Source organism: Sphingopyxis sp. L1A2A (genome assembly GCF_005502465.1).
GTDB lineage: Bacteria > Pseudomonadota > Alphaproteobacteria > Sphingomonadales > Sphingomonadaceae > Sphingopyxis.
In genome coordinates this window covers 58,010-82,047 of sequence record NZ_SCOT01000004.1, presented here as the reverse complement: position 1 = coordinate 82,047, position 24,038 = coordinate 58,010, and the positions used below count along the sequence as shown (strand labels likewise).

The following is a 24,038-nucleotide window of genomic DNA, read 5'->3' as shown; positions in this document are numbered from 1 at the left end:
GTGACAGAATAACCTTATAAATCAATTACTAAATAATCGGGAGGGAGACCGAAAATGAAAGGCCTTTTTGCATCCAAAGCGCTGCTGATGATGACGGCAGCCGTGACCGCCGCGCCATCCATGGCGCAAACGGCGCCCGTTGGCGGTTTGTCCGCGCCCAGCCCGTCGGCCCCAGCCGAGGATCAGGATCAAACCTCGACGCAGAGCGGCCTCGTAGATATCGTCGTGACCGCGACGCGCCGGGAACAGAAGTTGCAGGATGTGCCGGTCGCGGTGACCGCCGTGACTTCGGAATCGCTTGGCCGTTCGGGTGCGGCCGACATCCGGAATCTCACTCAGGTCGTGCCCGGCTTCTTCGGTGGCCGCGCTGCGGGCGTGTTCCTGCCCGTTATCCGCGGGGTGGGGTCGAGCAGTATTTCGGTCGGGGACGAGTCAAACGTAGCAACCTATGTCGATGGAATCTACCAGGGAGACCCATTTTCCACCTGGACCGATCTCGTCAAGGTCGACCGCGTCGAGGTCCTGCGCGGGCCGCAGGGGACAATATTCGGTCGGAACGCGACGGGCGGGTTGATCAATGTCATTACGCCTGATCCCAGTTTCGACTTCAGCGGCATGGTTTCGGCGCGCGCGGCCGCCCTCGAGACGGGCGACGGAGACTATAATGTGCGCGGCTATCTGACTGGTGGCCTGTCCGATACGATTGCAGCCGATATCGCCGGAATTTACCGCAAAACGGACAGTTTTGTCGACGATCTCGTGCGCGGTGGGAAAGCTGGCGGCTATCAGGTTGTCGATGTCCGCAGCAAGCTGATGTACCGCGGCGAGAACGGAAACAAGATCGTCCTCACGGGAGAATATTTCGATCGCAAGGGCTCGGAGAATGTCTACCAGCCCTATGAGAATAACACGGCAGGTCGAGCCTTTCCCGGCGCGATCCTCCCGTTGAAACCCTGGCAGCTGTCCGCCGATCTGCGCCCCTCGCTCGCCACCCGGCGATACAGTGTCGCCTTGCAGACACGCTTCGATCTAGGCGGGGTCAATCTGGAGACGACCGGGGCATATGCCTCCAACCGAACCTCTCAGGCGACGGATTCGGATTCGTCGAATATCTTGCTCGCGACTTTTGTGGCCCCCAAAATCGCATCGGAATATTATAGTCAGGAAGTGCGCCTGCTCTCGTCCGGCTCCGGGCCGCTTCAATGGATCGCTGGTTTATATGCCTTCCACCTCTCCGGCGACGCCAACTTCATTCTGAGCAGTCGCGCTGATCCGAGCCAGCCACTGCTCGTGCGCACATTCGACCCCGTCCTGAAGACGACCTCCTATGCCGGATTCGCCGAGGCGACGCTTGAGGTCGTCCCGCGCCTGTTCGTGACGGGCGGCATTCGCTACACCCATGAGAAAAGAAGTTTCGATCAGATCGTAAACGGCGTCGCCCTTTTTCCGCAGACAGCGGAAAAATCCTTTAACAGGGTCACGTATAAAGGCACGGTCCGGTTCGAAATCGGACCGGACACGAATATCTACGCGACCTACAGCACCGGCTTCAAAAGCGGTGTGTTCAACATGACTGGCGTGTCGCCTCTCGCGGTCGATCCCGAGACGCTCAAAGCCCTCGAAGGCGGTATCAAGTCTGACATCACGCCCTGGCTGCGCGCCAATCTCGCCTTGTATCGTTATGATTATAAGGATTTGCAGGTCACTGCCCGCGATCCGTTGGGTCCCGGTTATGTCCTGCAGAACGCCGCGAACGCCACTCTTTACGGCGGCGAACTCGAAACCACTTTGGCGCCAACCGATCATTTCCGGGTCAACGCGGCGGTCGCCTACGCCCATGCGGAATATGACGATTTTCCGCTCGCGCAAGTTTTCATTCCCCGGCCAACGGGAGGCAATATCGTGTCGCAAGCGGATGTGTCGGGCAACCGCCTACCGCGGGCACCTCGCTGGACCTTTAACATCGCTCCAAGTCTCGACGTACCGCTCGCATCGGGAATGTTGAACATCAACGGCACCCTGTTCCGCAGTTCGGTCGTCTATTTCGACTTCCTGAATTCCGTGAAGCAGGATCCCTATACGGCGATCAACAGCGAAATTTCGTGGCGAACGGATGACGAAAAGTTTCGGTTCTCGATCTGGGCGACGAATTTGACCAATGAGAAGATCATCCAGGAAGTTCGGCCCGGCGCGCTTGGCACCGATCTCAGGTACGAGCTGCCCCGGCGTATCGGCGCCGGCGTCGAAGTGAAATTCTGATGCGATCGCCGGTCATAGGCTGGCTCGCCCCTCAAGGATTGAGAGCATAGATGGCAATTCCAGATCAGTACGACCTTTACTATGATGGCGGGTGGCATGCACCGACGGCGGGCGGGTACAGTCCCTCGCACAATCCGGCCAACGGCTCGCTCATCGCACATGTCGCGCAGGCAGAAAGCGAGGATGTCGACCGGGCAGTCCTCGCTGCCGCCGTCGGATCCAGGGTCTGGCGCGATGTGCCACCCCTCGAACGTGCCCGGCTGCTGCGCGAAGTAGCGGCAGTCATTCGCCAGAATGCAAAGGAATTGGCGCAACTCGATGCTCTCGATTGCGGCAACCCGGTCCGTGAACTGGCGGCCGACTCCCATGTGGCAGCCGCGCTCATCGACTATTTCTCCGGGCTGGTGACGGAGATGAAAGGTGCTTCGGTCCCCGTCGGACCAGATGCGGTCAACTTCTCCGTCAGGCAGCCATTTGGCGTCGTCGCCCGCATTCTGGCCTTCAATCATCCGTTTCTGTTCTGCGCCGGCAAGGTTGCCGCTCCCCTTGCAGCCGGCAATGCGGTAATCGTCAAGCCATCCGAACAGGCTCCCCTGTCAGCACTCCGCTTCGCCGAGCTGATCGACGGCTTGTTGCCGTCGGGTACGTTCAGCGTCCTTACGGGAGGAGCCGAAACGGGGGCGGCGTTAGCGGCCCACCCCAAGGTGGCGATGATCAGCTTGGTGGGGAGCGCGGCTGCAGGTCGCGCTCTGATGCGCGAGGCCAGTCCAACGCTCAAGCCAGTCTTGCTCGAACTTGGCGGCAAGAATGCCCTGATAGCCTATGGCGATGCCGATCCCGCCGAAGTAGCAAAAGCCTTGATCCAGGGCATGAATTTTGCGTGGTGCGGCCAATCATGCGGGTCGACGAGCCGGGCGTTCATACATGAGGACATCTACGACGCGGTTCTGGCTCGTATCGAGGAGGAAGCCCAGCGGTTTCAGCCGGGCGATCCGTCCAACGAGGCGACTTCGATGGGCGCGATCATCAGCGCGAAACAGCATGAGCGCATAGTCGGATTCATCGATAGCGCCCAGGCGGAAGGCGCTCGACTGATATGCGGCGGGGGGCCACCGGCCGACCAAGCTCTTGCGCGCGGCCTGTACATCGAGCCGACAGTGTTTGCCGACGTTACCCCTGACATGCGCTTGGCCCGCGAAGAGGTTTTCGGGCCGGTGCTCGGAATCCTGCGATGGTCCGACGAGCCGACGATGATCGAGGTCGTCAACGAACTGGAGTATGGATTGACCTGCTCAATCTGGACACGAGATCTCGAACGCGCGCACCGCACCGCCATGGCCGTCGACGTAGGCTATGTCTGGATCAACGAGACCTCACGCCACATTCTTGGAGCCCCCTTCGGCGGAATGAAACAGTCGGGCATCGGCCGTGAGGAATGCCTCGGCGAACTGCTGGCGTTCACCCAGGAGAAAAATATCTTCATCTCGTTGGGATCGGGCAACCGGTGACGGGCGGGGGCGCGCCTCCTGTGCTGCAACCGGCGCTCGGCACAGCACGCACGCCGCCTGGCGAGGGCGAAGCCGCGCTGGCTGTGGCGGGGGCGGCTTTCCGCCGCCGCATCGCCATGTTTTTCCTGACCTTTGCTCTCACACTCAACTTTGTTGACCGGCAGATCGTCAACATTCTAGCCGAACCGATCCGGGAAGAGTTGCAGCTGGCGGACTGGCAAATCGGGCTGATGTCGGGCCTTGCCTTTGCCTTGCTTTATAGCGTCGCCGGAATCCCGCTCGCGCGCTGGGCGGATCGCGGCAACCGGCCAAAGATCATGGCATTTTCCGTTCTCGTCTGGAGCGGGTTCACCATCGCCTGCAGCCTCGCGCGAAGCTTTCCCCAACTTTTGGTGGGGCGTGTCGGAGTGGGGATTGGCGAGGCCGGCCTGACACCTGCCGCAAATTCGCTCATCGTCGATTATTACCCACCCGAGCGGCGCGCGTCGGCGCTTTCGCTCTACTATCTTGGCGTGCCGTTGGGAACGTTGGCGGGGATGGCATTGGGAGGGCTGGTTGCCGATGCCTATGGCTGGCGCACCGCCTTTCTGGTGGCCGGCATACCAGGTGTCGTCCTTGCCCCCTTTTTGCTGCTGGTTTTGCGCGAACCGCGCAAGGCGCACGCCGCTCTGTTGCGAACGGCGCCGCCGGGCGCTCTCGCGGCGGTAAAGACGCTTTGGGCGGTTCGCACCTACCGGCTCATCGTGATCGCGACTGCGCTGCAAGCCGCGGTAGGATATGGCTTCGGACCTTTCATCGCATCTTTTTTTATCCGCAATCATGGCCCGGAGATCGTCGCCATGGCCACCCAGGCCGGGATGGGGGTTTCGGGGTTCCTGGGCCTGACGCTCGGTCTTTCCACAGGTCTCGCAGGCGCCGCCGGCGTGTGGCTCGGTGGGTTGCTGGCCGATCGGTTCGGCCGGAGCGACGTCCGAGCCTATGTAACCATCCCTGCGTTTGCGTCGCTGGCGGCCCTTCCCTGTTATGCCGTCATCTTCAGCATCGACAGTGGCGCGCTGGCGCTTGCGGGCCTTGCGCTTCCCAACATGCTAGGGGCCATGTGGATGGGCCCGGTCCACAGTACCCAGCAAAGCGTCTCACCGCCGGAGATCCGTGGCGGCGCGACCGCCCTCTTCCTTCTGGTCTTGAACCTGGTCGGCGTGGGTTTGGGACCGCTGTTCGTCGGGACGGCCAGCGACGCGATCTCGTGGCAGTTCGATCAAGATTCCGGCAGGAGTTTGCGTGCCGCCCTCATCCTTACAAGCCTGGTCGCACCATTCTCCGCATTTCTTTTCTGGCGCGCGCGGTCGTCGATCGGGCGCGACATGACCAGGTGGAAGGCCGTCAATCCAGTGTGACACAAATTGTTCATCATCATTGTCTGGAGAATGAAATTGTCAGCGGAAAATCATCTAGCAATGGGCGCCGGCGGCACCTTGCCGGCCGGCAAGGGCGATCGCGCGCCGTCAGGACCGCACCGCATGCCGGACCGCCTCGACATACGCGGCCGCGACTATGACGCGGCAGGCCTGCGATCGCTTGTGGCACCGGGCTGGATTCATTCGGCGGTGTATACCGACGCGAAGATTTTCGATCTTGAACTCGAGCGGATTTTCCACACCGGTTGGCTGTTCATCGGCCATGAGAGCGAGATTGCAAAAACGGGCGAGTTCAAGCGTCGGCAGATGGGCCGTCAACCGGTCATTTTTGTTCGCGGCCAGGATGGCGAGATCCGCGTTTTCCTGAACCGCTGCCGACACAGGGGCGCAATCGTCTGCGAGGTGGACGAAGGCAGGGACAGCTTTTTCCGCTGCTGGTATCACGGCTGGACCTATTCCAATGCTGGCGAACTGGTCAGCGTTTCCGGGCCCGACGGCTATGGGCCGAGTTTCGACGCGAGCGAAAACGGTCTCACGCCGGTGCCGCGGGTCGAAAATTATCGCGGCTTCATATTCGCGGCTTTGAGCGAAAAGGTCCTTCCGCTCGAGGACTATCTCGGCAACGCAGCCAAGGTGATCGACATCCTGGTCGACGCGGCACCGGGCGGAGAGTTGAGCGTGCGAGCCGGATCCAACCGGACGATCTATAAAGGAAATTGGAAGCAGGTCGGGATGGATGGATATCATCCGTTGTTCGTCCATGCCTCGGTGCTGGCGACATGGGAACGACACACCGATTCGGGTCACAGCCTCGGTGCCACGCACAGTGCGAACCCCTTCGACTTCGACGGAATCTCGGAAACGCGCGACTTCGGTCATGGCCACACGATGCTCGATTTCCGTAAGCATCGGCTCAAGCACTCGGGAAAATATCGCGCGCTTCTGGAAAACACGCCGGGAGGGGCAGACTATATCGACGCGCTCTATGCAGAGCATGATGTTGCCTGGGCGGACATGCTGCTTGCCATGGCGGGCGATCCTCACGTCGGCGTTTTTCCAAACCTGCAACTGATCAACAACCAGATCCGGATCGTTAATCCCCTGTCTGTCGACGAGACCGAGGTCGTGATGTTCCCTGTGCTGTTCTCCAACGTCAGCACCGAAATCAATGCGCTGCGACTTCGCCAGCATGAATCCTTTTATGGACCCGCAGGATCCGGATCGACAGACGACGCCGAGATTTTCGAGCGGGTGCAACTCGGCCTGGAGGCTAATCTCGATCCGTGGATCAATATATCGCGCGGGATGGAGCGCGAGTGGGTTGATGAAGATGGGACGATCGTCGGCCATGTTTCCGACGAGGTTCCGCAGCGCGCTCAGATCCGGCAATGGCTGGCGATGATGGCCGAAGAATCGCCCGATGGGAGGCGTTAGGATGAACATGGTAGCAGCAGATCTTTGCGATTTCACCGTCTTCTCGGAATTGAAGGAGAGCCGGGCAATCCTGCCCGGGAGCGACATTTTCGGCAAAATCGAAGCATTTTTGTATTTTGAGGCCGAATTGATGGACAGCCACGCCTATGACGATTGGCTCGCGCTCTGGGAGCCGGGCGGCCTCTACTGGGTTCCCTCCAATCAGGCCGACCTCGACCCCGATCGGTCCGTCTCGATCATCTACGAGCATTATGACCAGATCTCGGATCGAATATTCCGCCTGAAGGATAAGCGGATGCATTCGCAAAGTCCGAAGTCGCGTCTGATCCGCATCGTCTCGAACATTACGGTCGCCGCATCCGGCGGATCCGATGTCCTTGTCAGTTCAAACTTCATCCTGGGCGAGGCGCGCTCCGGTCAGCATCAATCCTTGTTCGCGCGCGCGACCCACCTCCTGAAACAGGGGGCCGATGGCTTCAAAATCTTGGGCAAGAAGGTCTATCTGATCAACAATGATGCGCCCATGCGCAATGTGACCTTCCTGCTATGAGAGGTGCAGGCGAAGGAGCGGGCAAGCCGCGCCGTGAGCAGCCACTCATCGCTACCGTCATTGGCGATCCGGCGGGTATCGGTCCAGAGGTCTGTGTCAAGGCACTCGCCGCCGGCAACCACGCGGCGCGGCACCTATTGATCGGAAGCATCGACGCTGTCCGGTTCGCGGCCGCGGCGAGCGGGATTAGCCCTCCCATCTACCAGGTGGAAACGCCGGATGAGGTGTCCGGTGCGGTTGGCGAAATCGCCGTTCTCGACCACGGCTCGCTGGCGAGGGGGGCATGGGATATCGGACAGTCGGGCGCCGCTTCGGGCCGGGCGGTGATAGAATGGATCCGCTTGGCCGAGCAATTGGCTCGCAATGGAGAGATCGATGGCTGGATCATGGCCCCGGTCGACTCGCAATCACTCAAGGCGTCTGGCGAAATATCGTCGATCGACGATCTTCAGCCGACTGGAACCTATCTATTGCGAGTCAGCCCCTCGTTGCGGATCGTCCCAATCACCGAGCATATCAGCATCGCCGAGGTCCCGGGCACTGTCTCTGCCGCGGCGGTGTCGTCGCTGATCGGTCTCGTTGACGAGACTTTCAGGCGTTGGGGCGTCAATGCCCCCAGGATCGGCGTCGCCGGCCTGAATCCGCACGCGATGGGAACTGAAGAAGTGCGCGAGATCGCGCCGGCGGTCGAACGGGAGCGCGCGGCGGGGCGCCGCGTCGAGGGGCCGGTGTCGCCCGATTCGATATTTCGTCTTGCCATGGAGGGGCGATACGACGTCGTTGTCTCAATGTATCATGACCAGGGCCAGATTGCGCTCAAGACGGCTGCCTTCGAAGGCGCGTGCACCATCTATATCGGCCTCGATTATGTTCATCTGACCGTACCGCACGGATCTGCCATGGAAATTGCGGGACAGGGCATCGCCCAGCACGCCAGCATGGCCTCCGCGATGAAGATGGCCGAATCACTCTGCTTCGGGAGAGGGTTTTATGCCGGCGACGATTGACCCCGGACTTCAGATGCAGGTGCGCATGGCGGCGCGCGGCCTGGCGCACGCCGGGCTCGTGCACGCGTTCGGCCATTGCAGTGCGCGCATCGATGCGCGGCACTTTCTTGTCTGTGCCGCAATGCCCATGGGGCTTATCAAGGACGAACCCGGTACTATTGTCTCGGTCGATGGCGCCCTTCCCCAAAAAGTGCTTGGCGAAGTGCGCGCGCACCAGGCGATTTATGCCGCGCGGTCCGATGTCGGCGGCATTTGTCGCATCATGCCCGCCGCCACCATGTCGTTGTCGACGCTCGGGATCACACCGGCGGCGCGGCACGGCCTAGGCGCCTATTTCGCTCCCCGGCCGCCGCTTTGGGACGATCCCAGGCTCCTGCGCGACGACGCTTCAGCGAGAAATCTTGCAATTGCCCTTGGCGAGGCTCGTGCGATCGTCATGCGAGGAAACGGAGCGATTACGGTCGGGCAAGATCTGAAGGAAGCTGCGACTTTTGCCTTCTTCCTCGAAGACGCCGCGCGGGTAGAGCGCGACGTGCGCTCGATGGGGTTCGGCCCTCAACACGGGCTTCTCGATGAAGACGAGATACGCGCGCGCCAGACCCTGGCCGGCGGCGTCGTTGAGCGGATGTGGAGTTGGCTGACGGCGATGGACGTGACCGAAGGTCGAGGAGCAAGCGGCGGATGACGTCAGGCGCGGTGCTCGCATATGCCCCGTTGCCTCGCCCGAATACCAGCAAGAAAGAGGAAACGATATGACCGACATGACCAAGACAGACACCTTCGCGGGGCGCGTCGCGCTCATCACGGGCGCGGGACAAGGAATCGGGCGGGTTTTCGCCAAAGGCTTCGCGCGCGCCGGTGCGAAAATCGCCATCGTCGAACTGAACGAAGACAGCGGACGGTCGGTAGCGGCCGAGGTCGAAGCGGAATGTGGCGCCGGCACCGTTATCGCCATTCGGGCCGATGTGGCCGATCCGGCAGCCGTCGACGCCGCCATAGCGGAGACATTGGAGGCCTTTGGCCGCATTGACGTCGCCATCAACAATGCGGCGATCTTCTCGACGCTGAAAATGCGGCCCTTCGAGGAAATCCCGTTTGACGAGTGGAGACAGGTCATGCGCGTGAACGTCGATGGCGTAATGCTGGTGTCCAAGGCGTGCGCGCCGGTAATGCGAGGTAATCGTCATGGGCGCATCATCAACATCTCGTCCGGGGTGGTGACTATGGGCCGACCGCACTATTTACATTATGTGGCTTCCAAAGCGGCGGTGGTCGGTATGACGCGCGCCATGGCGCGTGAACTCGGCGCCGACGGGATCACGGTGAATGCGCTGCTTCCGGGCGCAACCTTCACGGAGATCGAGCGCGAGACGGTGACGCCCGCGCAAAAGACCCAGATATTGAACATGCAGTGCATCAAGCGCCACGAGACCGCAGACGACTTGCTCGCCGCAGCGCTTTACCTCGCGTCCGACGGCGCAGAATTTGTGACGGGCCAGTCGATAGCCGTCGATGGCGGTACGACGTTTCGCTGAACAGGCCCGCAACGAGGCGGGCGGAATGGCCAGCCGGGTGCGGACGGCATCCTGTTGCATCTCGCAGCTATGACTTTGACAAGCCCGATAGGAAAGCTATGCCATCTGTACGTTCGGCCGCATGAGGGTCTCGGCAAGAGGTGTAGCAGACGCAGTGGCGGACATTTCCCCAGCTCACGACAATTCGCACAAGCCACAAGGCGAACGCAGTAGAAAGATGCGGGCTCGAATCCTTTCGGCCGCTATCAATCTGTTGCGCGAGAAAGGTTATTCGGCGTTTCGCGTCGCAGACGTTGCCGAAAGCGCAGGCGTCTCTCGCGGAGCGCAGCTTCACCATTTTCCGACAAAGGACCAACTAGTCGCCGCCTGCCTGGAGCAGGTTTTTTCGGCAGCCCTCGAGAAGGCGACCGTTGCCGCGGGTAAGGCTATCGAAGATGACGGCCTCCTCGAGGCTGCATGCGACGATGCAGAGGCATTCTTCTACGGTGAAGATTTTTTGATCGCGCTCGACCTCGTCATCTCGGGAAACAAGCTTCGGGCCCTCGCCGACGATGTTCGCGGTATGTCGCAGCAACGACGCGTCGGGGCCGAGCAAGTCTGGGTCAGCCGTTTTGCCAAGACCGGCCTGTCTCCGTCTGACGCCGAAGACATATTGTGGCTGCTGTGGAGCGTGCTCCGCGGATTGGCGGTGCGAGCCCAGATCGGAAAGGACCCCGAGCGGGCAAGGCGCGTCACCGAGCTGACAATTGCCTTGCTGTCCGGCTATGCGCAGTCGCTGCGGGAGCGGAACGACGGGACGGGCGGCCCAGACGCTATTGGTTGAAGCTTGCGATGACAAGCTTCTCGCCGCGCAGTGATTGCTGCCGAACCATCGGGTCCCGTTCCCTCAAGCCGCGTAGACATTACCATAGCGTTCGCGCAGTTGCTTCTTGTCGATTTTCCCTGTTGCCGTAAGTGGCACCGCGCCGACGAGGATGCGATCGGGCAGCTGCCATTTCGCGAATTCCGCGGATAGGGTTGATAGAATTTCCTTTTCGTCGGGAAGGATTCCATCATGAGGCTCGACGATCAAGAGCGGGCGCTCTTCCCATTTAGGGTGCGGAATGCCGACGACCGCGGCGATCTTGACCCCGCTGCACCCAGCGGCAACATTCTCAAGGTCGATTGAGCTGATCCACTCTCCTCCCGACTTGATGACATCTTTGGTGCGGTCTGTGATTCGCATGAACCCCTGGGCGTCGAGTGTCGCAACGTCGCCGGTATCGAACCACCCGTCGACATCGGTGCAATCCGCCGGCTGACGAAAATAGCGCTGAACCACCCACGGACCCCGCACCTGTAGCGCGCCTGCCGTCGCCCCATCGTGGGGGCAGGGGTGCCCGTCTTCGCCCAAGATGCGCATCTCGACGCCGAACTGGAGCCGTCCCTGCCGCGTCCACAATATATCCTGCATCGCTGCCTCGCCGAGGTCCGCGACGGCCGGCGTCGGTGTTGCGATCACACCGAGCGGGCAGGTCTCGGTCATTCCCCAGAGCTGAAGGACATCGACATCATGGTCGGCCTTGAAGCTTTCTGCCATCGCGCGAGGTACGGCGGAGCCCCCGATCATAATCCGCTTGAGCGTTCCCGTGTCGCCGCCGGTTGCCTCGAGGTGGGCGAGATACATGGTCCAGATCGTGGGCACCCCACCGGTAAAAGAAACCGCCTCCCCTCGGATTAGGGCCTGGAGGCTAGGACCGTCCATGCGGTCGCCAGGAAGAACGAGCTTGGCGCCGCAGAGCGGCGCCACGAACGGAAGGCCCCAGGCGGTGGCGTGATAGAGCGAGGAGCAAGGCATCACGCAATCGAACGACGTGAGGCCGAACGCGCTCGCCAAGCCCGCTCCCATCGCATGCAGAACGACTGCCCGGTGGCTGTAGAGAACCCCCTTGGGATCGCCTGTGGTCCCCGAGGTGTAACAAAGAAACGCCCCGGAATTTTCATCGATTTCGGGCCAGGTGATCGAGACCGGTGCCGACGCGAGCAAGGGCTCATAGGCCAGCGCCCCGAACCCCTCGCCGATGCCGACGCCTTCGTCGGACAGTACGATGTATTTTTCGATATGCGGGAGGCTGGGCGCAAGCCGCTCGACGAGCGCGGCGAGGTTGGGCTCGAACGCCAATATGCGACTCTCGGCATGGTTCAAGGTAAAGATCAGCTGATCGTCGGGGAGCCGGGGGTTGGCGGTGTGAAGCACTGCCCCAAGGCCCGGGACCGCGTAGAAGAGTTCCAAATGCCGGTGCGTGTTCCAGGCGAGCGACGATATCCGGTCACCGCTCCCGATCCCGGCAAGGGTGAACATGTTGGCAGCCTGCGCTACCCGGCGGGCGAGCGCTGCATAATCATAACGCCACAACCGATCGCTGCCGATTTCGCGCGACACCACTTCCCGGGTTGCGTGCGCGGCGGCGGCATATGTCAGGATCGTGCCGATCGCCAGTTGCGCAGGCTGCATTTGTCCCGTGATCGTCATGCATGCATCCTTCGACAAGTAGCAGTTGAACGGACCGTCTTTACGCGACAGCAAACAAAGTCCGCCAGCACAAGCCACCGAGGCTCATGCTGGCGGACACGGCGGCAGCCCGGCCGCACGCGATCCGCGGGATCAAGCCCTTGGACCGCGTTTGGGCGCGTCAGAACCGGAGTTCGGCGCTGACGCCCACTTTTCTTGGCTGTTCGTAAAAGCCGTCAGTTGCCTGCGCCCCGACACGAATGGTCTGGAAGACCTTTTCGTTGGTGAGGTTGGTCGCCCAGAGGCTGAATTTCCAGCGATCACCGGTTGGGGCAAAGGATATCGACGCATTGGTAAGGGTATAGCTCGGCTGGGAGAAAATATTCTGGAAGTCATAATAGAGCCGGGTCGAGTAGAAGGTGTTGACCGAGACCCCAAGGCGCCCTGCATCGAACTCATGGCCCCAATCGACCCCCAGGTTGAACGTCCACTTCGGGGCGCGGGTCATCACGTTACCCGACGCGTCCGCCGGGGCAACAGTGTTGCCTCCGTCGGGGCGCGGGAAAAAGCTCTGCGCGAGCGGAAAATCACGATAGCGCGCGTGGCTGTAGGCCGCCGAGCCGCGGATGTTGAGATCGTCAATCGGTTGGATAATCGCCTCGAACTCGCCGCCATAGATTTTGGCGCTCGCTGCGTTCTGCAGGACGTAGCTCGGACCCGACGCGTCTTTGGCCTGAACTTGCAGATCGTCGTACGTATAGTGATAAACGGCGAGGTTCGTGCGGAGCCAATTGAAGGGGTCGACCTTGATGCCGGCCTCCCATGCCTTGATGTTCTCGGGATTGACCGGATTCGGCGATGTGCCCGCCATATTGTAGACGCCGCTTTTGAATGCGGTGCCATAGCTTGCATAAATGCTTCCGTCGGGTGCGAACTGGTACCGGACTGCGCCGCGATAGTTGAACTTGTTGAACGACTTGGCGGTCTTCGGAACGACCAGATTTCCATTAACGACCTGTTCGAAGGTCCGCCGCTCGGTGGTGTACCGCGCGCCGACAGTGATGAACAGGTCGTCGACGATCTCGTAGGTTCCTTCGGCAAAGCCCGCGAACGAGCGACCCGATAGTGCGGGATCAAGGTTGAGGGTGGTCGGAGGGATTCCAGGCCCCGGCGACGTGACGAGATCCAACTCAGTATGACCGCCGAACTGGTAGAAATAGCCGCCCAGGAGCCACTGGAATCGGCCGGGGTCGGCAGACGTGAACTTGATTTCCTGGCTCCCCGATTCCGTCGCAAATGTTGCAGGGAAATTACCGAGGAAGATGTTCGAGGCGTCCGAATCGGTTTCCTGGTACCAGCGCAGATTCATGAAGCCGCTCGTCGCCTCGAGGTTGAAGCCGTCGAACTCGAGTTTTACATGCAGCGCCGCACTCCAGCGCCGTAAGTCCAGCGTAGGAATGCTGGTCAGTGACGCCTGCCAAGCGTCGGTCGGAAGTATAACGCCCGGGAAGCGACGGCCGGCCGTATTCCCATTGACCGGCTGGGGCGAATTGGTCGTGCTGTTCTGGTCGAAGAATTCGCCGGTCAGGATGACCTTGGCATTGTCGGAAGGCTGCCACAGCAGCTTGCTGCGAAAGTTGATCACTTGCTGGTCGCCGAGCGTGCCGCCGCGCACCAGATCGTCGATATAGCCGTCGTTCTTGCGATAGAGGGCGGCAAAATCGGCAGCCAATTTATCGCTAAGGCCGCCGGTGATATAGAAGCGGGCATCATAATCGCCCGCGTCCCTCCGCATGCGGCCGTAACGCAGCGACGCCTTGCCGCGCAGGTCAAAACTGGGGTCGGGGGTAATCACGTTGATCAGGCCGCCGGTGGCGTTGCGGCCAAATGTCGTGCCTTGCGGTCCGCGCAGCACTTCCACGCGCTCGACTTCGACGAGATCGATCCAGTTGGCGGCCGACTCTGGCTGGTAGACACCATCGACATAGGTGGCGATGTTTGGCTCGTCGCCGATCGAGATGCCGGTCGACCCGACGCCGCGAATGACGGGCTGGAAGACACCCATGTTGCGGCTCCCGATGAATCCGGGAACCACCTGGGTCAACGAGCGCACCGTCGAAACATCTGCCGCCGAGAGCGAATCGCCGGTGATCGCGGTCACGGCGACAGCAACGTCCTGCAGACGCTCCTCGCGGCGCGTGGCCGTCACGATGATGTCGGAGATACCCGAACTCGACTGCGCCTCGGGCTCGGGTTCGGCAGCCGGGGCCGTATCCTGGGCTTGGCCGGCCGCGCTCCAGGCCAGTGCGAAAAGTGCGATGCCGCTCGCGAGGGCGCGCCCGCTATTATAACTGTTGGTCCTCATGTCCATTCTCCCTCTCCCTGATTCTTTTTTTCAATTCGTCCGCACATGCTCTTCAAGAAAATCCAGCCGGTCGTTTCCCCAGAATATCTGGTCGTCGACAAACATAAGCGGCGCGCCGAATACGCCGCGGGCGTAAGCTTTCGACCGCGCTTCGCGATAGGCGCGCTTGCCCTCTTTCGAATCCACGAAGGCCATGACGGCATCGGCTTCGAGACCCGCCGTTGCCGCCGAGGCGCGCAATTCGTCCCGGTCTCGCGGATCGATTCCGAGGCCCCAGATGCGCCGATAGGCATCCCGCACGAAGCCTTCGGCGGCACCGTGACGGGCCGCGAAGATTGCGGCTGTGTTCCAGCCTCCGCACTCGAAGCTCGATGGAAAGGTAAGCGGCACGTCGTACCGCCGAGCCCAACGCTGCAGATCCGCGGTCAGAACCTTTATCTTCGCCGGCACCTCGCGGTTGGACGGGCCGTAATTGCCCGCCGCAATCTTTGCTTCGGGGATGTCGATGGGATGATAGGCGAGCGCCCGGCCGTGCCGACGCGCAATCTCCGGCAGACGCAACTGTGCGAGATAGCTGAACGGGCTGATGAAATCGAAGTAGAAATCAATGGTGGCGGTCATGAGACCCTCTCTTCGATTCCCACCATCTCGCGGTAATTTTGCCAGAAGCCGATGATGGCCCCTTCCGTGACAAGATGATCCGCATCATCGGCGCCGCCGCCGCCCATCGCGATATAGGATCTTGCCTTTCTGTCCGAGCTGACCGCCTGCTGCACGATCTCGACCGCCTCGCCATCCTCCATCGAGATCATGCCCGCCGGTCCGATGAGGTTCGATTGCTTGAGGCGGATCGCGTCCATCTCCGCATCATCGTCCGCATAGCCAAATTGGGTCCACACGAGCTCGAACGAATCCGGTCCGTGGGTGACGATCTGGCGAACCGCGAGCGTGTTCGAGATCTGCTGCAAAATCAGGTTGGGATAAAGGGCCAGGATGACGAGGGTGATGCCGTCCGGAAACTCGCTCCGGCCCGCGAGCAGCGACGGATCCTGGAGCGAGAAGCTCGTGTCGAAGCTGCGCGAGTCCTGATAGACTTCGCTGTCGCGCGCCGCGTCGTTGCTGCCCGCCTTCGAATAAAGGAACGAATGCCGCTTGCTCTCGTCCATCAGGCATTCGCCGGTTTGCGTCGAACGATAGAGGCCGAAAGTATTGTGAAACAGATGGAGGAGGCTTGCGTGATAGGGGTCGCGCGTATTTTCGGCGTATAGCTTCCAGTTGCCGTGGATGAACTGGCGTTGATTGCCCAATATCTTGATCGGGCGGCACATGATCCGCTCGACATGCTTGGTGATGAGCGGACCGAGATAGTCCGTCAGCGGCTCCACTTCTTGCGAGAATGTCGCGAAAACCAGCCCATTCAACGCTTCGACGCGCAGCTTGACCAAGCCATGTTGCTTGAGATCGAAATCCGCCGGCATCCCCCCCTTGCCCTTGATCCCGCGGCGGAACGGGACGCCCATGAGGTCTCCGTTCAATTCATAAGCCCATTGATGATAAACGCATTCGAGATGCGGCACATTGCCTTGGCGTGCGCGGCATACCGTCGCGCCGCGATGCGCGCAGCGGTTCACAACGACATGGAGGCTCTGGTCCTTGTCCCGCGTCACAACGACCGGCGTGTCGCCGATGAAGGTCGATTTGAAATCACCGGGGTTCGGGACTTCGGCCTCGAGCGCAACGAAGTTCCAGGTGGGGCCGCGGAAGAGATGCTCCTGTTCGGCCTTGTAAAAGGCATCATCCGTGAACACGGAATATGGTATCCGGCAGCCAATGGGCTCCTCGGTGTCGGTCGACACTTTACCTACGGCCGTATCTTGAACATTGAGCATATCGCAACCTCGAAATGGGCTAAATGGGGCGGACCATCAAAGTGTCGATCAGGTCCGTGTCGAAAATCGCCTTCTTTGACCGAAAAAGAAATTTCCCGGACGAGAACACTATTTCATCGACATATTTACCAGCATTATACACAAATGATCGGCCGGTGTTTCTTGTCTGGAGCACTAGATAGTTTGTATGTGCCACAACCGCATCTGAACGAACCTCGTGAATGCGGCTGGTGCTGATGATGTGTCGATAGTGATGGACCGGAAAAATGTTGGCGCGCCGGAGCGAGACGATGCGGTCTACAAGCATGCCCCTGCTGTCACAGAAGATCGTCGCAACCGGCAATCCGCGGTCGGCATTCTCTCGCGGCAATACGGAATAGTGGCAGTCCTCGACGAACAGATCGGGCCACGCTTCGAGCTGATCGTCGTCAATCAGCTCGGCGTGCAGGGCAATAAGGTCCGTCACTTCCCGGAGGAGCTCGGTGCGAGGCAGAGTGGAAAGGTCCATAGCCTCAGCTCTCCGGCGCACCGGGAGCGTCGATCGTCACCCAGCCGTCCTCGATCGTCACTTCATAGGTCTTAAGCGGGATCTGGCAGGGATAAGTTGTCGCGGCTCCGCTCGGAATGTCGAAGGCGCCGCCATGATAGGGGCATTCGATCGTCGCACCGTCCTGATAGCCATCGGTAAGCTGCGCGTTGCCGTGCGTACATGTGTTGGCCGTGACATAAATCTGGCCATCGACGTTATAGACCGCGAGCGCCGGGAAGGCGCCTGCCGGTATCGCAACCGGCTCGCCGTCCTGGGGGGCGTCAATTGGGCACAGGCGAAGTCTCTCCATTTCAATCACATCCATCTCTTGAAATATCCTAAGGTGGTCAGCCGAGGGGGATGTCCATTCCGTAGCCCTCGGCTTCATTTCCATGGCCGAAGAGGTCGCGCAGATAATGTTCCTGCTGCGGGCCCGCCTTTTTCGCTCCCCAGCCAAATTCCCACAGCCACCCTGACGGATTTGCGCAGTAGAATGTCAGCGCTTCGTCGTTCGCGTGCTTTCCGAGCTGGAGTGCGACATCGATCTTTCGTTCGCGCACCGAGTCGTGGGCAAGGCCAAGATCGTCGAGCTCGCTGTACTCGAGCATCAAATGGTTGATCCGCTTGTCCATCGGACCGAGGCCGAAAGCCACGGAATGTTGCCGGTCGTTGCAATGCATGAAATAGGGGGCAGCGACCTCACCGTTCGGCAAAGCGAGGTGGTACTCGACCGAGCCCCGCAGCCCGAGCAGCTGATAAAAGCGAACCGCTGCGGCCACATCATCTTGACGCAGGATGCAATGGCCGATCCCTTCGGCGCCGGTAACAAAACGACCGAACATCGGGCGGCCGGGATGAAAAGGGCGGTAATTGTCGACCTGGGGGCCGAAGAAGATTTCGGTGGGATTACCGCCCGGATCCTTGAGCTTGGCCAAGCCGAGGACCCGGCGCTCGCGCGCCGCTTCGTCGCTCGCTATTTCGACTTCGATATTCTGGACTGTCAGCTTCTCGACAATTTCGTCGAACTCTACCGGACCCGCAACGCGCCAGCCAAGATAGGCAAGATCGTCACCGCCATCAGCATGCAGCGTGATGCGGTGATGCCATTTGTCCATTCGCAGATACGCGCGGTCGCCTTCGCCTTCATCGACATATTCCATGCCGCCGACGCCGCACGCGAAGCTCTTCCATGCATCCAGATCAGATACCGACAAGCCTAGATAACCCAGCTCGGTCACGCCCACCATATTTCGCACTCCCAAATCTCAAGCCATTTTTGGCTTTTATACGCCTGAACCAGCCTGGTTGACGTGTCGCACATGATGCAACGCGATTCGAATAGGGCAATTTAGATCATTGTGCAACCCATTGCACAATGAGCCACGCATGCTATGTTGGGTCATTCGGGATCGGAAGAGTCCAAAGAGTTGAGCCGAGAATCGTTGATCCAAATAGTTGACCTACGAATCTCGGTGGCCGGAAATGGAGGAGAGGATGTTGCAACCTGACGGAAACGGCGCAGCCGTGGCAGAGCTTGAATCACTGCGTTCGCGTATCGATGCATGGCTCGTAAAAGACGAGGGAAGCGGCCGCTTTCAGATCGACCGGGAGGCCTTTACCGACGCGGACGTGTTCGCTCTCGAGCTGAAATATATCTTCGAGCGCAACTGGGTCTTCATTGCGCACGAGAGCCAGGTCGCAAAGCCGAACGACTTTCTCACGACTTTTATCGGCCGCCAGCCCGTCATCCTGACCCGCGACCGGGCCGGGGAATTGCATTGTCTGATCAATGCCTGCGCGCACCGCGGCGCGCGCGTTTGCCGCGAGAAGAGCGGAAACCGCCGCAACTTCACCTGCCCCTTCCACGGTTGGACCTATAATCCCGCGGGCCAACTCCTCGACGTGACAGATGAGGCTGGGGGTGGCTACGCGCCGGGCTTCAAGCGGGAAGACTATGGTCTAGAACATGTTGCGCGCATCGAGATTTACCGGGGCTTCATTTTCGCCAGTCTCAACCCCGAGGTCGTTCCTCTTGAGGACTATCTCGCGGGCGCGAAGACATTCATCGATCTCATGGTTGATCAGTCGGTCGAAGAGAAGCTCGAAGTTCTTCCAGGCGCTACGCGCTACCGCTATCGAGGGAACTGGAAGCTGCAGGTCGAAAATGGCCTCGACGGCTATCATATCGGCACGGTGCACGCGAATTACTTCATGACGGTCGCACGCCGGGTCGACGGGACATCGAAGAACGATACCAGGGCGTTCGATTTCGGTCGCTGGGCTCAGCTCGAGGGCGGCTCTTTCTCCTTCGACAACGGCCATTGCGTGCTCTGGAATGACTATGCAAACTATCAGGACCGGCCGAATTACGAAATCCTGGACTGGTTGAAGCGCGAGCGCGGCGAAGAGCGCGCTACCTGGATGAACGGCCGGATACGCAATCTGGAGCTGTTCCCTAACGTCTTCCTCATGGACCAGACGAGCACCCAGATCCGTATCATCCGGCCCATCTCGGTGGATGAGACCGAGGTGACAACCTACTGCATAGCTCCGGTGGGTGAGAGTGACGACGCCCGCGCCTTGCGCATCCGCCAGTATGAAGATTTCTTCAATGCAAGCGGCATGGCTACGCCGGACGACCTGACCGAGTTCAACAATTGCCAGGTCGGTTTCGGTGGCGGGGCTGGCCGGATGAACGACATGTCGCGGGGATCGACACGGTGGGTGCAAGGCGTCAGCAGCCACGGCGAAGCCCTGGGCGTCGACGCCATCCTTAGCGGCACGGCGGTGGCCGACGAGGGGCTTTACGTCGCGATCCACGACGAATGGATATTGCGCATGCGCGGAGCCATTGCGAGCGAAGAGGCCGAGCGCGCGTTACCCCCGAAGCCGGAGATGGCGAAATGAGCAGCGAAGTTGCGCAATGGACCGCGATCCAGCGATTTCTCGGGCGCGAAGCGGCCGCTCTCGATGCCAAGGATTGGGATAGCTGGATCGATCTATATCATCCCGATGCCGAATATTGGGTCCCCGCGTGGGATGACAGCGGCCGATTGACCGAGGACCCAAGGCGCGAGATTTCGCTGATCTATTATCCGACCCGGGCAGGGCTCGAGGACCGCGTCTATCGCATTCGGACGGGCCGGTCGTCGGCCAGTTCGCCGGCCCCGCGCACTTCCCATATCTTTTGCCTGCTCGCGGTCGACCATGAGGACGACGTCATTCGGGCGCGGACGAATTGGTCGGTGACCTCGGTCTTGGAGGATCGGCCGACGGTCTACAGTGGGTCGGCCATTTACGATCTCGAACCGATGGGCGACGCCTTTGTGATAAAACGCAAATATACCGTCGTCATCAACGACCTCGCGCAGACGATGCTCGATGTCTACAGCATTTGAGGTCGGCGTAGCGTCGCAGCAGGCCGGATTCCGGCCCTGCATCGGTACCATGGTCGGCGAGCCGGCAGGCATCGGACCCGAGGTTACCGTTCGCGCCTGGGCGTCAGGCCGCGTGCATGAGGTGTCGGTTCCCCTATTAGTGGGGTCGGCGGCCTCGGTCGAACGAGCGCTTGACCTGACTAAAGTGTCGGCCCGCCTGCGTGTCATGCGTTCGCTCGAGCCGCTCAGCGACGACCCGGCAGTCATCGATATCCTGGATACAGGTGCGCTGGACGACCGCGCGCTCCCCTTCGCGAAAGATACGCTCGAATCGGGCATTGCGACCGCCAAGTGGCTAGCCGAACTCGATGCGCTCGCGCGCGACGGGGTCTTCGCCGGCACAGTGATGGGTCCGATCAGCACCGGATCGCTTAAACTGGCGGGAAAGCTGGATATGGTGATCAGCCCGACGCCGGGCGAGAGTTATCTGCTCCTCCTCACCGGACCGCTCCGTGTCGCCCACCTCACCGATCATATGTCGATTCGGGCGGTCTGCGACCTCATCACGCCCGAGTTGATCGATACCGCCCTACAGCAAATCGACGCGGCGCTTCGAAGCTGGGGCGTCGCCAACCCCAGGATCGTGGTCGCGGGTCTCAATCCTCATGCCATCGGCGATGAGGAAGATCGTGCCATCGGTCCTGGAGTCGCGCGCGCGCGCGCGCGCGGCATCAATGTCGATGGACCATCCGCGCCCGATACCGTCTTTCGCCAATGTATCGAAGGCCGATACGATCTCGTGCTAGCGATGTTTCACGACCAAGGCCACATAGCCGTCAAGACATGGGGATTCTCGGGAAACTGCGTGATCATGATGGGGCCACCCTATCTCCATATGTCGGTCGCACACGGCACGGCATATGACATTGTGGGAACGGGCAAAGCCGATCCATCGATGATGCTGAGTGCCATGCGGACTTGTGGGGTGCTGACCGCCGGAAAGGGCTTTTCCGAGGTGGATCGCTGACGCGCCGGCCCAACTCCGGCGTGAAGCACGGCCATTCGCGCGCTGTGCTCAAGTCGTCCACAAGGATATGAGATGCTCCTTTACTATGCGCCTGGCCTTTGCTCGCTGGCACCGCACATCGCGCTGCGCCGGATAGGGGCAGAGTTCGATATTGAAAAAGTCGACATGCCCACGCGCAGAACCGAGCATGGCGCCGACTTCCGGTCGATAAAGCCTTCGGGAAAAATCCCTGCTCTCCTTCTGGATTCGGGCGAGCTTCTCACAGAGACGATAGCGATCCTTCTCTATGTTGCCGACCTGGCACCGCGCGCGGGGCTCGCCCCGCCGGCCGGAACAATCGCTCGCTACACGCTGACGGACAGCCTGAGCTTCATCGCCTCCGAGCTGCACAAGAGCTTCGTGCCGCTCTTCTCCAAAACCGCGGGGCCGGAGATCCGCGCTGAGGCAAAGCGGGACGTCATGCACCATCTCCAAGCGCTCGACCTGGAATTGACCGACAAGAATTATTGCTTCGGGGACGCCTTCACCGTGGCCGACGCCTATCTCTATTGCATCCTCGGGTGGCCCTCTCGAGTGGAGATCGGTCTCGCGGGCTTCCCCGCTTTGACGCGCTACCGCGCCCGGATGGAAGAGGAGCCCGGTGTCCTCGAAGCCGTGCGAGCCGAGAGCCTGAAGTGACCGGATCAGAGGCGCCGGTTTCATTTACCGGTTGCAAACGCGTTTCCCATGGTGCAAAACATTGTCCCAAGAGGGCTGCGACATGATGGCCCGTGGAACGGAGATTGAGTGATGCTTGAAGCCGTTTGGGGGCAGGTCGCCCGACATGATGATTACATGGTTGCTGGCCAATGAGTTCGGCGCCCGACATGGTCCGGCCCGAAATCGGCAAGACATTCGTCGCTGACGGGATCAAAACCAACTATCATGACACCGGCGAGGGCAGGCCGGTCCTCCTCGTCCACGGTTCGGGCCCCGGGGTCACGGCATGGGCGAACTGGCGGCTTAATATGCCCGAGATTGCTAAGGAATTCCGGGTCATTGCTCCCGACATGATTGGCTTCGGCTACAGCGACTCGGTGGGTCGGATCACCGACAAGGCCATCTGGACCAATCAACTGGTCCGTCTTCTCGACGACCTGGAAATCGACCAGGTCTCGATGGTCGGAAATTCCTTCGGCGGCGGCGTGACGCTCGCCTTCATGATCGCCCATCCCGACAGGGTCGATCGTGCCGTTTTGATGGGAGCGGCTGGACTTGAATTCCCGCTCACGCCGGCGCTCGATTTCGTCTGGGGTTATGAGCCATCCCGCGAAATGATGCATGAGTCGCTGAAGATGCTCGCATGGGACCAGAGCCGGCTGACCGACGATCTGATCGACTCCCGTTATCACGCGAGCATCCGCCCAGGAGCGCATGAGCCCTATCATGCGACGTTCGGCGGTTCCGACCGGCAGGCCAATATTGCTATGCTGTCGAGCCGCGAGGAAGATATCGCCGCGCTTCCCCATGAAGTGCTCGTCCTGCACGGCAAGGCCGACCAAGTCATTCCGCAAGAGGTGTCGCTGCGCCTCGGAAACCTGATCACACACTCAGACGTCCGCTTCTTTGGAGAGTGTGGCCATTGGGTACAGATCGAGCGGATGGCCAGTTTCAATCGCGCCGTGATCGAATTTTTCAGTCACGGCCTAAAATTTTAAATTTCCCGGGAGAGCGGTGATGGCAATTACAGGCGTGATGCGACCAGGCTTTGTCCAGATGCGCGTCCTCGATCTCGAGGAGGCCATCCCCCATTATCGCGACCGGATCGGGCTGGAACTCGTCGGTCGTTCGGGTGACCGGGCATTTTTCCGCGGGTTCGACGAATTCGATCGACACAGCGTCATCCTGCGCGAGGCGGATATGCCCGGTCTTGATCGGATCGGCTTCAAGGTTTGCCGCGACAGCGACCTCGAAATATTCGCAGACCGTTTGCAAGCCACCGGCGTCGACGTCGAATGGATCACCGCGGGCGAGGAAGAGGGCGTCGGACGCAAGCTGCGCTTCGCGGTTCCTACCGGGCATATCTTCGACCTTTACGCCGACATGGAATTATCGGCAGACGGTCCTCCCACAAAGAACCCGGACGTCTGGCACAGTGAGCCGCGCGGCATGCGCGCTATGCGATATGATCACTCGGCGCTCAACGGCATCGATGTCGCGGGATCGGCGCGAATCTTCGTCGAAGCGCTCGATTTTTCCGTTACCGAGGAACTCGTCGACGAAGCGAGCGGCACTCGGCTCGGCATCTTCCTGAGCTGTAGCAATAAGGCTCACGATATCGCGTTCCTTGCAGGCCCCGAGGATGCGAAAATCCACCATACATCGTTCCGCCTGGAATCCTGGAACGACGTCGGAAATGCTGCCGATATCATCAGTCGCTATGATATCTCACTCGATATCGGCCCGACGCGCCACGGTATCACGCGTGGTCAGACCATATATTTCTTCGACCCTTCGGGAAATCGGAACGAGACCTTTGCCGGCGGTTATGATTATTACCCCGATAATCCTCGCCGGTCGTGGGGCGTCGAACAGGCGGGCAAGGCGATTTTCTATTATGAAAAGGCGCTCAACGACCGCTTCATGACCGTCAATACCTGACTTCCTGCG

22 protein-coding genes are annotated in these 24,038 nt (G+C 60.5%); 15 read left to right on the top strand and 7 right to left on the bottom strand.

All coding sequences use genetic code 11. From position 1 onward, the window contains the following. Positions 1–54: 54 nt before the first annotated feature. The 9 genes from FFS68_RS04160 (at position 55) to FFS68_RS04120 (ending at position 10,534) form a co-directional block, all read left to right on the top strand. Entirely contained in the window at positions 55–2,259 is a 2,205-nt protein-coding gene (locus tag FFS68_RS04160) for a TonB-dependent receptor (protein ID WP_081933247.1), read from the top strand. 50 nt (positions 2,260–2,309) lie between these two features. Further along, the gene (locus FFS68_RS04155) at positions 2,310–3,767 is read left to right on the top strand and encodes an aldehyde dehydrogenase family protein (protein ID WP_037557626.1); all 1,458 of its coding nucleotides are present in this window, start codon (positions 2,310–2,312) and stop codon (positions 3,765–3,767) included. A gap of 20 nt (positions 3,768–3,787) precedes the next feature. Then, the gene (locus FFS68_RS04150) at positions 3,788–5,164 is read left to right on the top strand and encodes an MFS transporter (protein WP_197411507.1); all 1,377 of its coding nucleotides are present in this window, start codon (positions 3,788–3,790) and stop codon (positions 5,162–5,164) included. A 6-nt stretch (positions 5,165–5,170) separates the two neighbouring features. Beyond that, positions 5,171–6,619: a Rieske 2Fe-2S domain-containing protein gene (locus FFS68_RS04145; protein WP_197411508.1), complete on the top strand. Its 1,449-nt coding sequence runs from the start codon at positions 5,171–5,173 to the stop codon at positions 6,617–6,619. Position 6,620: 1 nt separating this feature from the next. Further along, positions 6,621–7,169: an aromatic-ring-hydroxylating dioxygenase subunit beta gene (locus tag FFS68_RS04140; RefSeq protein WP_052182490.1), complete on the top strand. Its 549-nt coding sequence runs from the start codon at positions 6,621–6,623 to the stop codon at positions 7,167–7,169. Beyond that, positions 7,166–8,176, top strand: a complete 1,011-nt coding sequence (locus FFS68_RS04135) for a 4-hydroxythreonine-4-phosphate dehydrogenase PdxA (RefSeq protein WP_052182491.1) — start codon at positions 7,166–7,168, stop codon at positions 8,174–8,176. The genes FFS68_RS04140 and FFS68_RS04135 overlap by 4 nt, the downstream gene beginning before the upstream one ends. Continuing rightward, on the top strand, positions 8,160–8,861 hold the full coding sequence (locus tag FFS68_RS04130; protein WP_037557627.1) for a class II aldolase/adducin family protein: 702 nt from the start codon (positions 8,160–8,162) through the stop codon (positions 8,859–8,861). Before FFS68_RS04135 ends, FFS68_RS04130 begins: the two co-directional genes overlap by 17 nt. Before the next feature lie 67 nt (positions 8,862–8,928). Then, on the top strand, positions 8,929–9,711 hold the full coding sequence (locus FFS68_RS04125) for a glucose 1-dehydrogenase (RefSeq protein ID WP_197411509.1): 783 nt from the start codon (positions 8,929–8,931) through the stop codon (positions 9,709–9,711). Positions 9,712–9,865: 154 nt separating this feature from the next. Then, a complete protein-coding gene (locus tag FFS68_RS04120; RefSeq protein WP_161786581.1) occupies positions 9,866–10,534 on the top strand; it encodes a TetR/AcrR family transcriptional regulator in 669 nt (222 codons plus the stop codon). 63 nt (positions 10,535–10,597) lie between these two features. Here the strand turns inward: FFS68_RS04120 and FFS68_RS04115 are convergent, their stop codons facing one another. The 7 genes from FFS68_RS04115 to bphC all read right to left on the bottom strand — a co-directional run bounded on the left by FFS68_RS04115 (position 10,598) and on the right by bphC (position 18,232). Further along, positions 10,598–12,223 (bottom strand): long-chain fatty acid--CoA ligase, encoded by a 1,626-nt coding sequence (locus FFS68_RS04115; protein ID WP_197411510.1) that lies wholly within the window; start codon positions 12,221–12,223, stop codon positions 10,598–10,600. 160 nt (positions 12,224–12,383) lie between these two features. Further along, positions 12,384–14,567 (bottom strand): TonB-dependent receptor, encoded by a 2,184-nt coding sequence (locus tag FFS68_RS04110; protein WP_082639850.1) that lies wholly within the window; start codon positions 14,565–14,567, stop codon positions 12,384–12,386. Positions 14,568–14,597: 30 nt separating this feature from the next. Then, positions 14,598–15,188, bottom strand: coding sequence for a 2-hydroxychromene-2-carboxylate isomerase (locus tag FFS68_RS04105; RefSeq protein WP_037557628.1), 591 nt, complete (start codon positions 15,186–15,188; stop codon positions 14,598–14,600). Next, positions 15,185–16,456, bottom strand: a complete 1,272-nt coding sequence (locus FFS68_RS04100) for an aromatic ring-hydroxylating dioxygenase subunit alpha (protein ID WP_052182493.1) — start codon at positions 16,454–16,456, stop codon at positions 15,185–15,187. Before FFS68_RS04100 ends, FFS68_RS04105 begins: the two co-directional genes overlap by 4 nt. A 19-nt stretch (positions 16,457–16,475) precedes the next feature. Then, complete coding sequence (locus FFS68_RS04095; RefSeq protein WP_037557630.1) at positions 16,476–16,964, bottom strand: aromatic-ring-hydroxylating dioxygenase subunit beta; 489 nt, start codon at positions 16,962–16,964, stop codon at positions 16,476–16,478. Positions 16,965–16,968: 4 nt separating this feature from the next. Continuing rightward, positions 16,969–17,310: a non-heme iron oxygenase ferredoxin subunit gene (locus FFS68_RS04090; protein ID WP_231732920.1), complete on the bottom strand. Its 342-nt coding sequence runs from the start codon at positions 17,308–17,310 to the stop codon at positions 16,969–16,971. A gap of 22 nt (positions 17,311–17,332) precedes the next feature. Beyond that, complete coding sequence (gene bphC, locus FFS68_RS04085; protein WP_037557631.1) at positions 17,333–18,232, bottom strand: biphenyl-2,3-diol 1,2-dioxygenase; 900 nt, start codon at positions 18,230–18,232, stop codon at positions 17,333–17,335. A 247-nt stretch (positions 18,233–18,479) separates the two neighbouring features. Between bphC and FFS68_RS04080 the strand changes: the two genes are divergently transcribed. The 6 genes from FFS68_RS04080 (at position 18,480) to FFS68_RS04055 (ending at position 24,029) form a co-directional block, all read left to right on the top strand. Beyond that, complete coding sequence (locus tag FFS68_RS04080; RefSeq protein WP_052182494.1) at positions 18,480–19,892, top strand: Rieske 2Fe-2S domain-containing protein; 1,413 nt, start codon at positions 18,480–18,482, stop codon at positions 19,890–19,892. Then, the gene (locus FFS68_RS04075) at positions 19,889–20,383 is read left to right on the top strand and encodes an aromatic-ring-hydroxylating dioxygenase subunit beta (protein ID WP_037557632.1); all 495 of its coding nucleotides are present in this window, start codon (positions 19,889–19,891) and stop codon (positions 20,381–20,383) included. Before FFS68_RS04080 ends, FFS68_RS04075 begins: the two co-directional genes overlap by 4 nt. Beyond that, on the top strand, positions 20,367–21,389 hold the full coding sequence (locus tag FFS68_RS04070) for a 4-hydroxythreonine-4-phosphate dehydrogenase PdxA (RefSeq protein ID WP_052182495.1): 1,023 nt from the start codon (positions 20,367–20,369) through the stop codon (positions 21,387–21,389). Before FFS68_RS04075 ends, FFS68_RS04070 begins: the two co-directional genes overlap by 17 nt. 72 nt (positions 21,390–21,461) lie before the next feature. Next, positions 21,462–22,067: a glutathione transferase GstA gene (gene gstA, locus FFS68_RS04065; RefSeq protein ID WP_037557634.1), complete on the top strand. Its 606-nt coding sequence runs from the start codon at positions 21,462–21,464 to the stop codon at positions 22,065–22,067. Between the two features lie 188 nt (positions 22,068–22,255). Continuing rightward, the gene (locus tag FFS68_RS04060) at positions 22,256–23,086 is read left to right on the top strand and encodes an alpha/beta hydrolase (protein ID WP_231732772.1); all 831 of its coding nucleotides are present in this window, start codon (positions 22,256–22,258) and stop codon (positions 23,084–23,086) included. Between the two features lie 19 nt (positions 23,087–23,105). Further along, the gene (locus tag FFS68_RS04055) at positions 23,106–24,029 is read left to right on the top strand and encodes a catechol 2,3-dioxygenase (RefSeq protein ID WP_037557638.1); all 924 of its coding nucleotides are present in this window, start codon (positions 23,106–23,108) and stop codon (positions 24,027–24,029) included. The last annotated feature ends 9 nt before the right edge of the window (positions 24,030–24,038 follow it).

What these genes read in the sequence shown, in the direction of transcription:
- FFS68_RS04160 (WP_081933247.1), top strand. Translation starts at nt 55, where the DNA reads ATGAAAGGCCTTTTTGCATCCAAAGCGCTGCTGATGATGACGGCAGCC.
- FFS68_RS04140 (WP_052182490.1), top strand. Translation starts at nt 6,621, where the DNA reads ATGAACATGGTAGCAGCAGATCTTTGCGATTTCACCGTCTTCTCGGAA.
- FFS68_RS04100 (WP_052182493.1), bottom strand. Translation starts at nt 16,456, where the DNA reads ATGCTCAATGTTCAAGATACGGCCGTAGGTAAAGTGTCGACCGACACC.
- FFS68_RS04110 (WP_082639850.1), bottom strand. Translation starts at nt 14,567, where the DNA reads ATGAGGACCAACAGTTATAATAGCGGGCGCGCCCTCGCGAGCGGCATC.
- FFS68_RS04060 (WP_231732772.1), top strand. Translation starts at nt 22,256, where the DNA reads ATGGTCCGGCCCGAAATCGGCAAGACATTCGTCGCTGACGGGATCAAA.
- FFS68_RS04070 (WP_052182495.1), top strand. Translation starts at nt 20,367, where the DNA reads ATGTCTACAGCATTTGAGGTCGGCGTAGCGTCGCAGCAGGCCGGATTC.
- gstA (WP_037557634.1), top strand. Translation starts at nt 21,462, where the DNA reads ATGCTCCTTTACTATGCGCCTGGCCTTTGCTCGCTGGCACCGCACATC.
- bphC (WP_037557631.1), bottom strand. Translation starts at nt 18,232, where the DNA reads ATGGTGGGCGTGACCGAGCTGGGTTATCTAGGCTTGTCGGTATCTGAT.
- FFS68_RS04075 (WP_037557632.1), top strand. Translation starts at nt 19,889, where the DNA reads ATGAGCAGCGAAGTTGCGCAATGGACCGCGATCCAGCGATTTCTCGGG.
- FFS68_RS04155 (WP_037557626.1), top strand. Translation starts at nt 2,310, where the DNA reads ATGGCAATTCCAGATCAGTACGACCTTTACTATGATGGCGGGTGGCAT.
- FFS68_RS04090 (WP_231732920.1), bottom strand. Translation starts at nt 17,310, where the DNA reads ATGGATGTGATTGAAATGGAGAGACTTCGCCTGTGCCCAATTGACGCC.
- FFS68_RS04055 (WP_037557638.1), top strand. Translation starts at nt 23,106, where the DNA reads ATGGCAATTACAGGCGTGATGCGACCAGGCTTTGTCCAGATGCGCGTC.
- FFS68_RS04115 (WP_197411510.1), bottom strand. Translation starts at nt 12,223, where the DNA reads ATGACGATCACGGGACAAATGCAGCCTGCGCAACTGGCGATCGGCACG.
- FFS68_RS04125 (WP_197411509.1), top strand. Translation starts at nt 8,929, where the DNA reads ATGACCGACATGACCAAGACAGACACCTTCGCGGGGCGCGTCGCGCTC.
- FFS68_RS04080 (WP_052182494.1), top strand. Translation starts at nt 18,480, where the DNA reads ATGTTGCAACCTGACGGAAACGGCGCAGCCGTGGCAGAGCTTGAATCA.
- FFS68_RS04135 (WP_052182491.1), top strand. Translation starts at nt 7,166, where the DNA reads ATGAGAGGTGCAGGCGAAGGAGCGGGCAAGCCGCGCCGTGAGCAGCCA.
- FFS68_RS04095 (WP_037557630.1), bottom strand. Translation starts at nt 16,964, where the DNA reads ATGGACCTTTCCACTCTGCCTCGCACCGAGCTCCTCCGGGAAGTGACG.
- FFS68_RS04105 (WP_037557628.1), bottom strand. Translation starts at nt 15,188, where the DNA reads ATGACCGCCACCATTGATTTCTACTTCGATTTCATCAGCCCGTTCAGC.
- FFS68_RS04130 (WP_037557627.1), top strand. Translation starts at nt 8,160, where the DNA reads ATGCCGGCGACGATTGACCCCGGACTTCAGATGCAGGTGCGCATGGCG.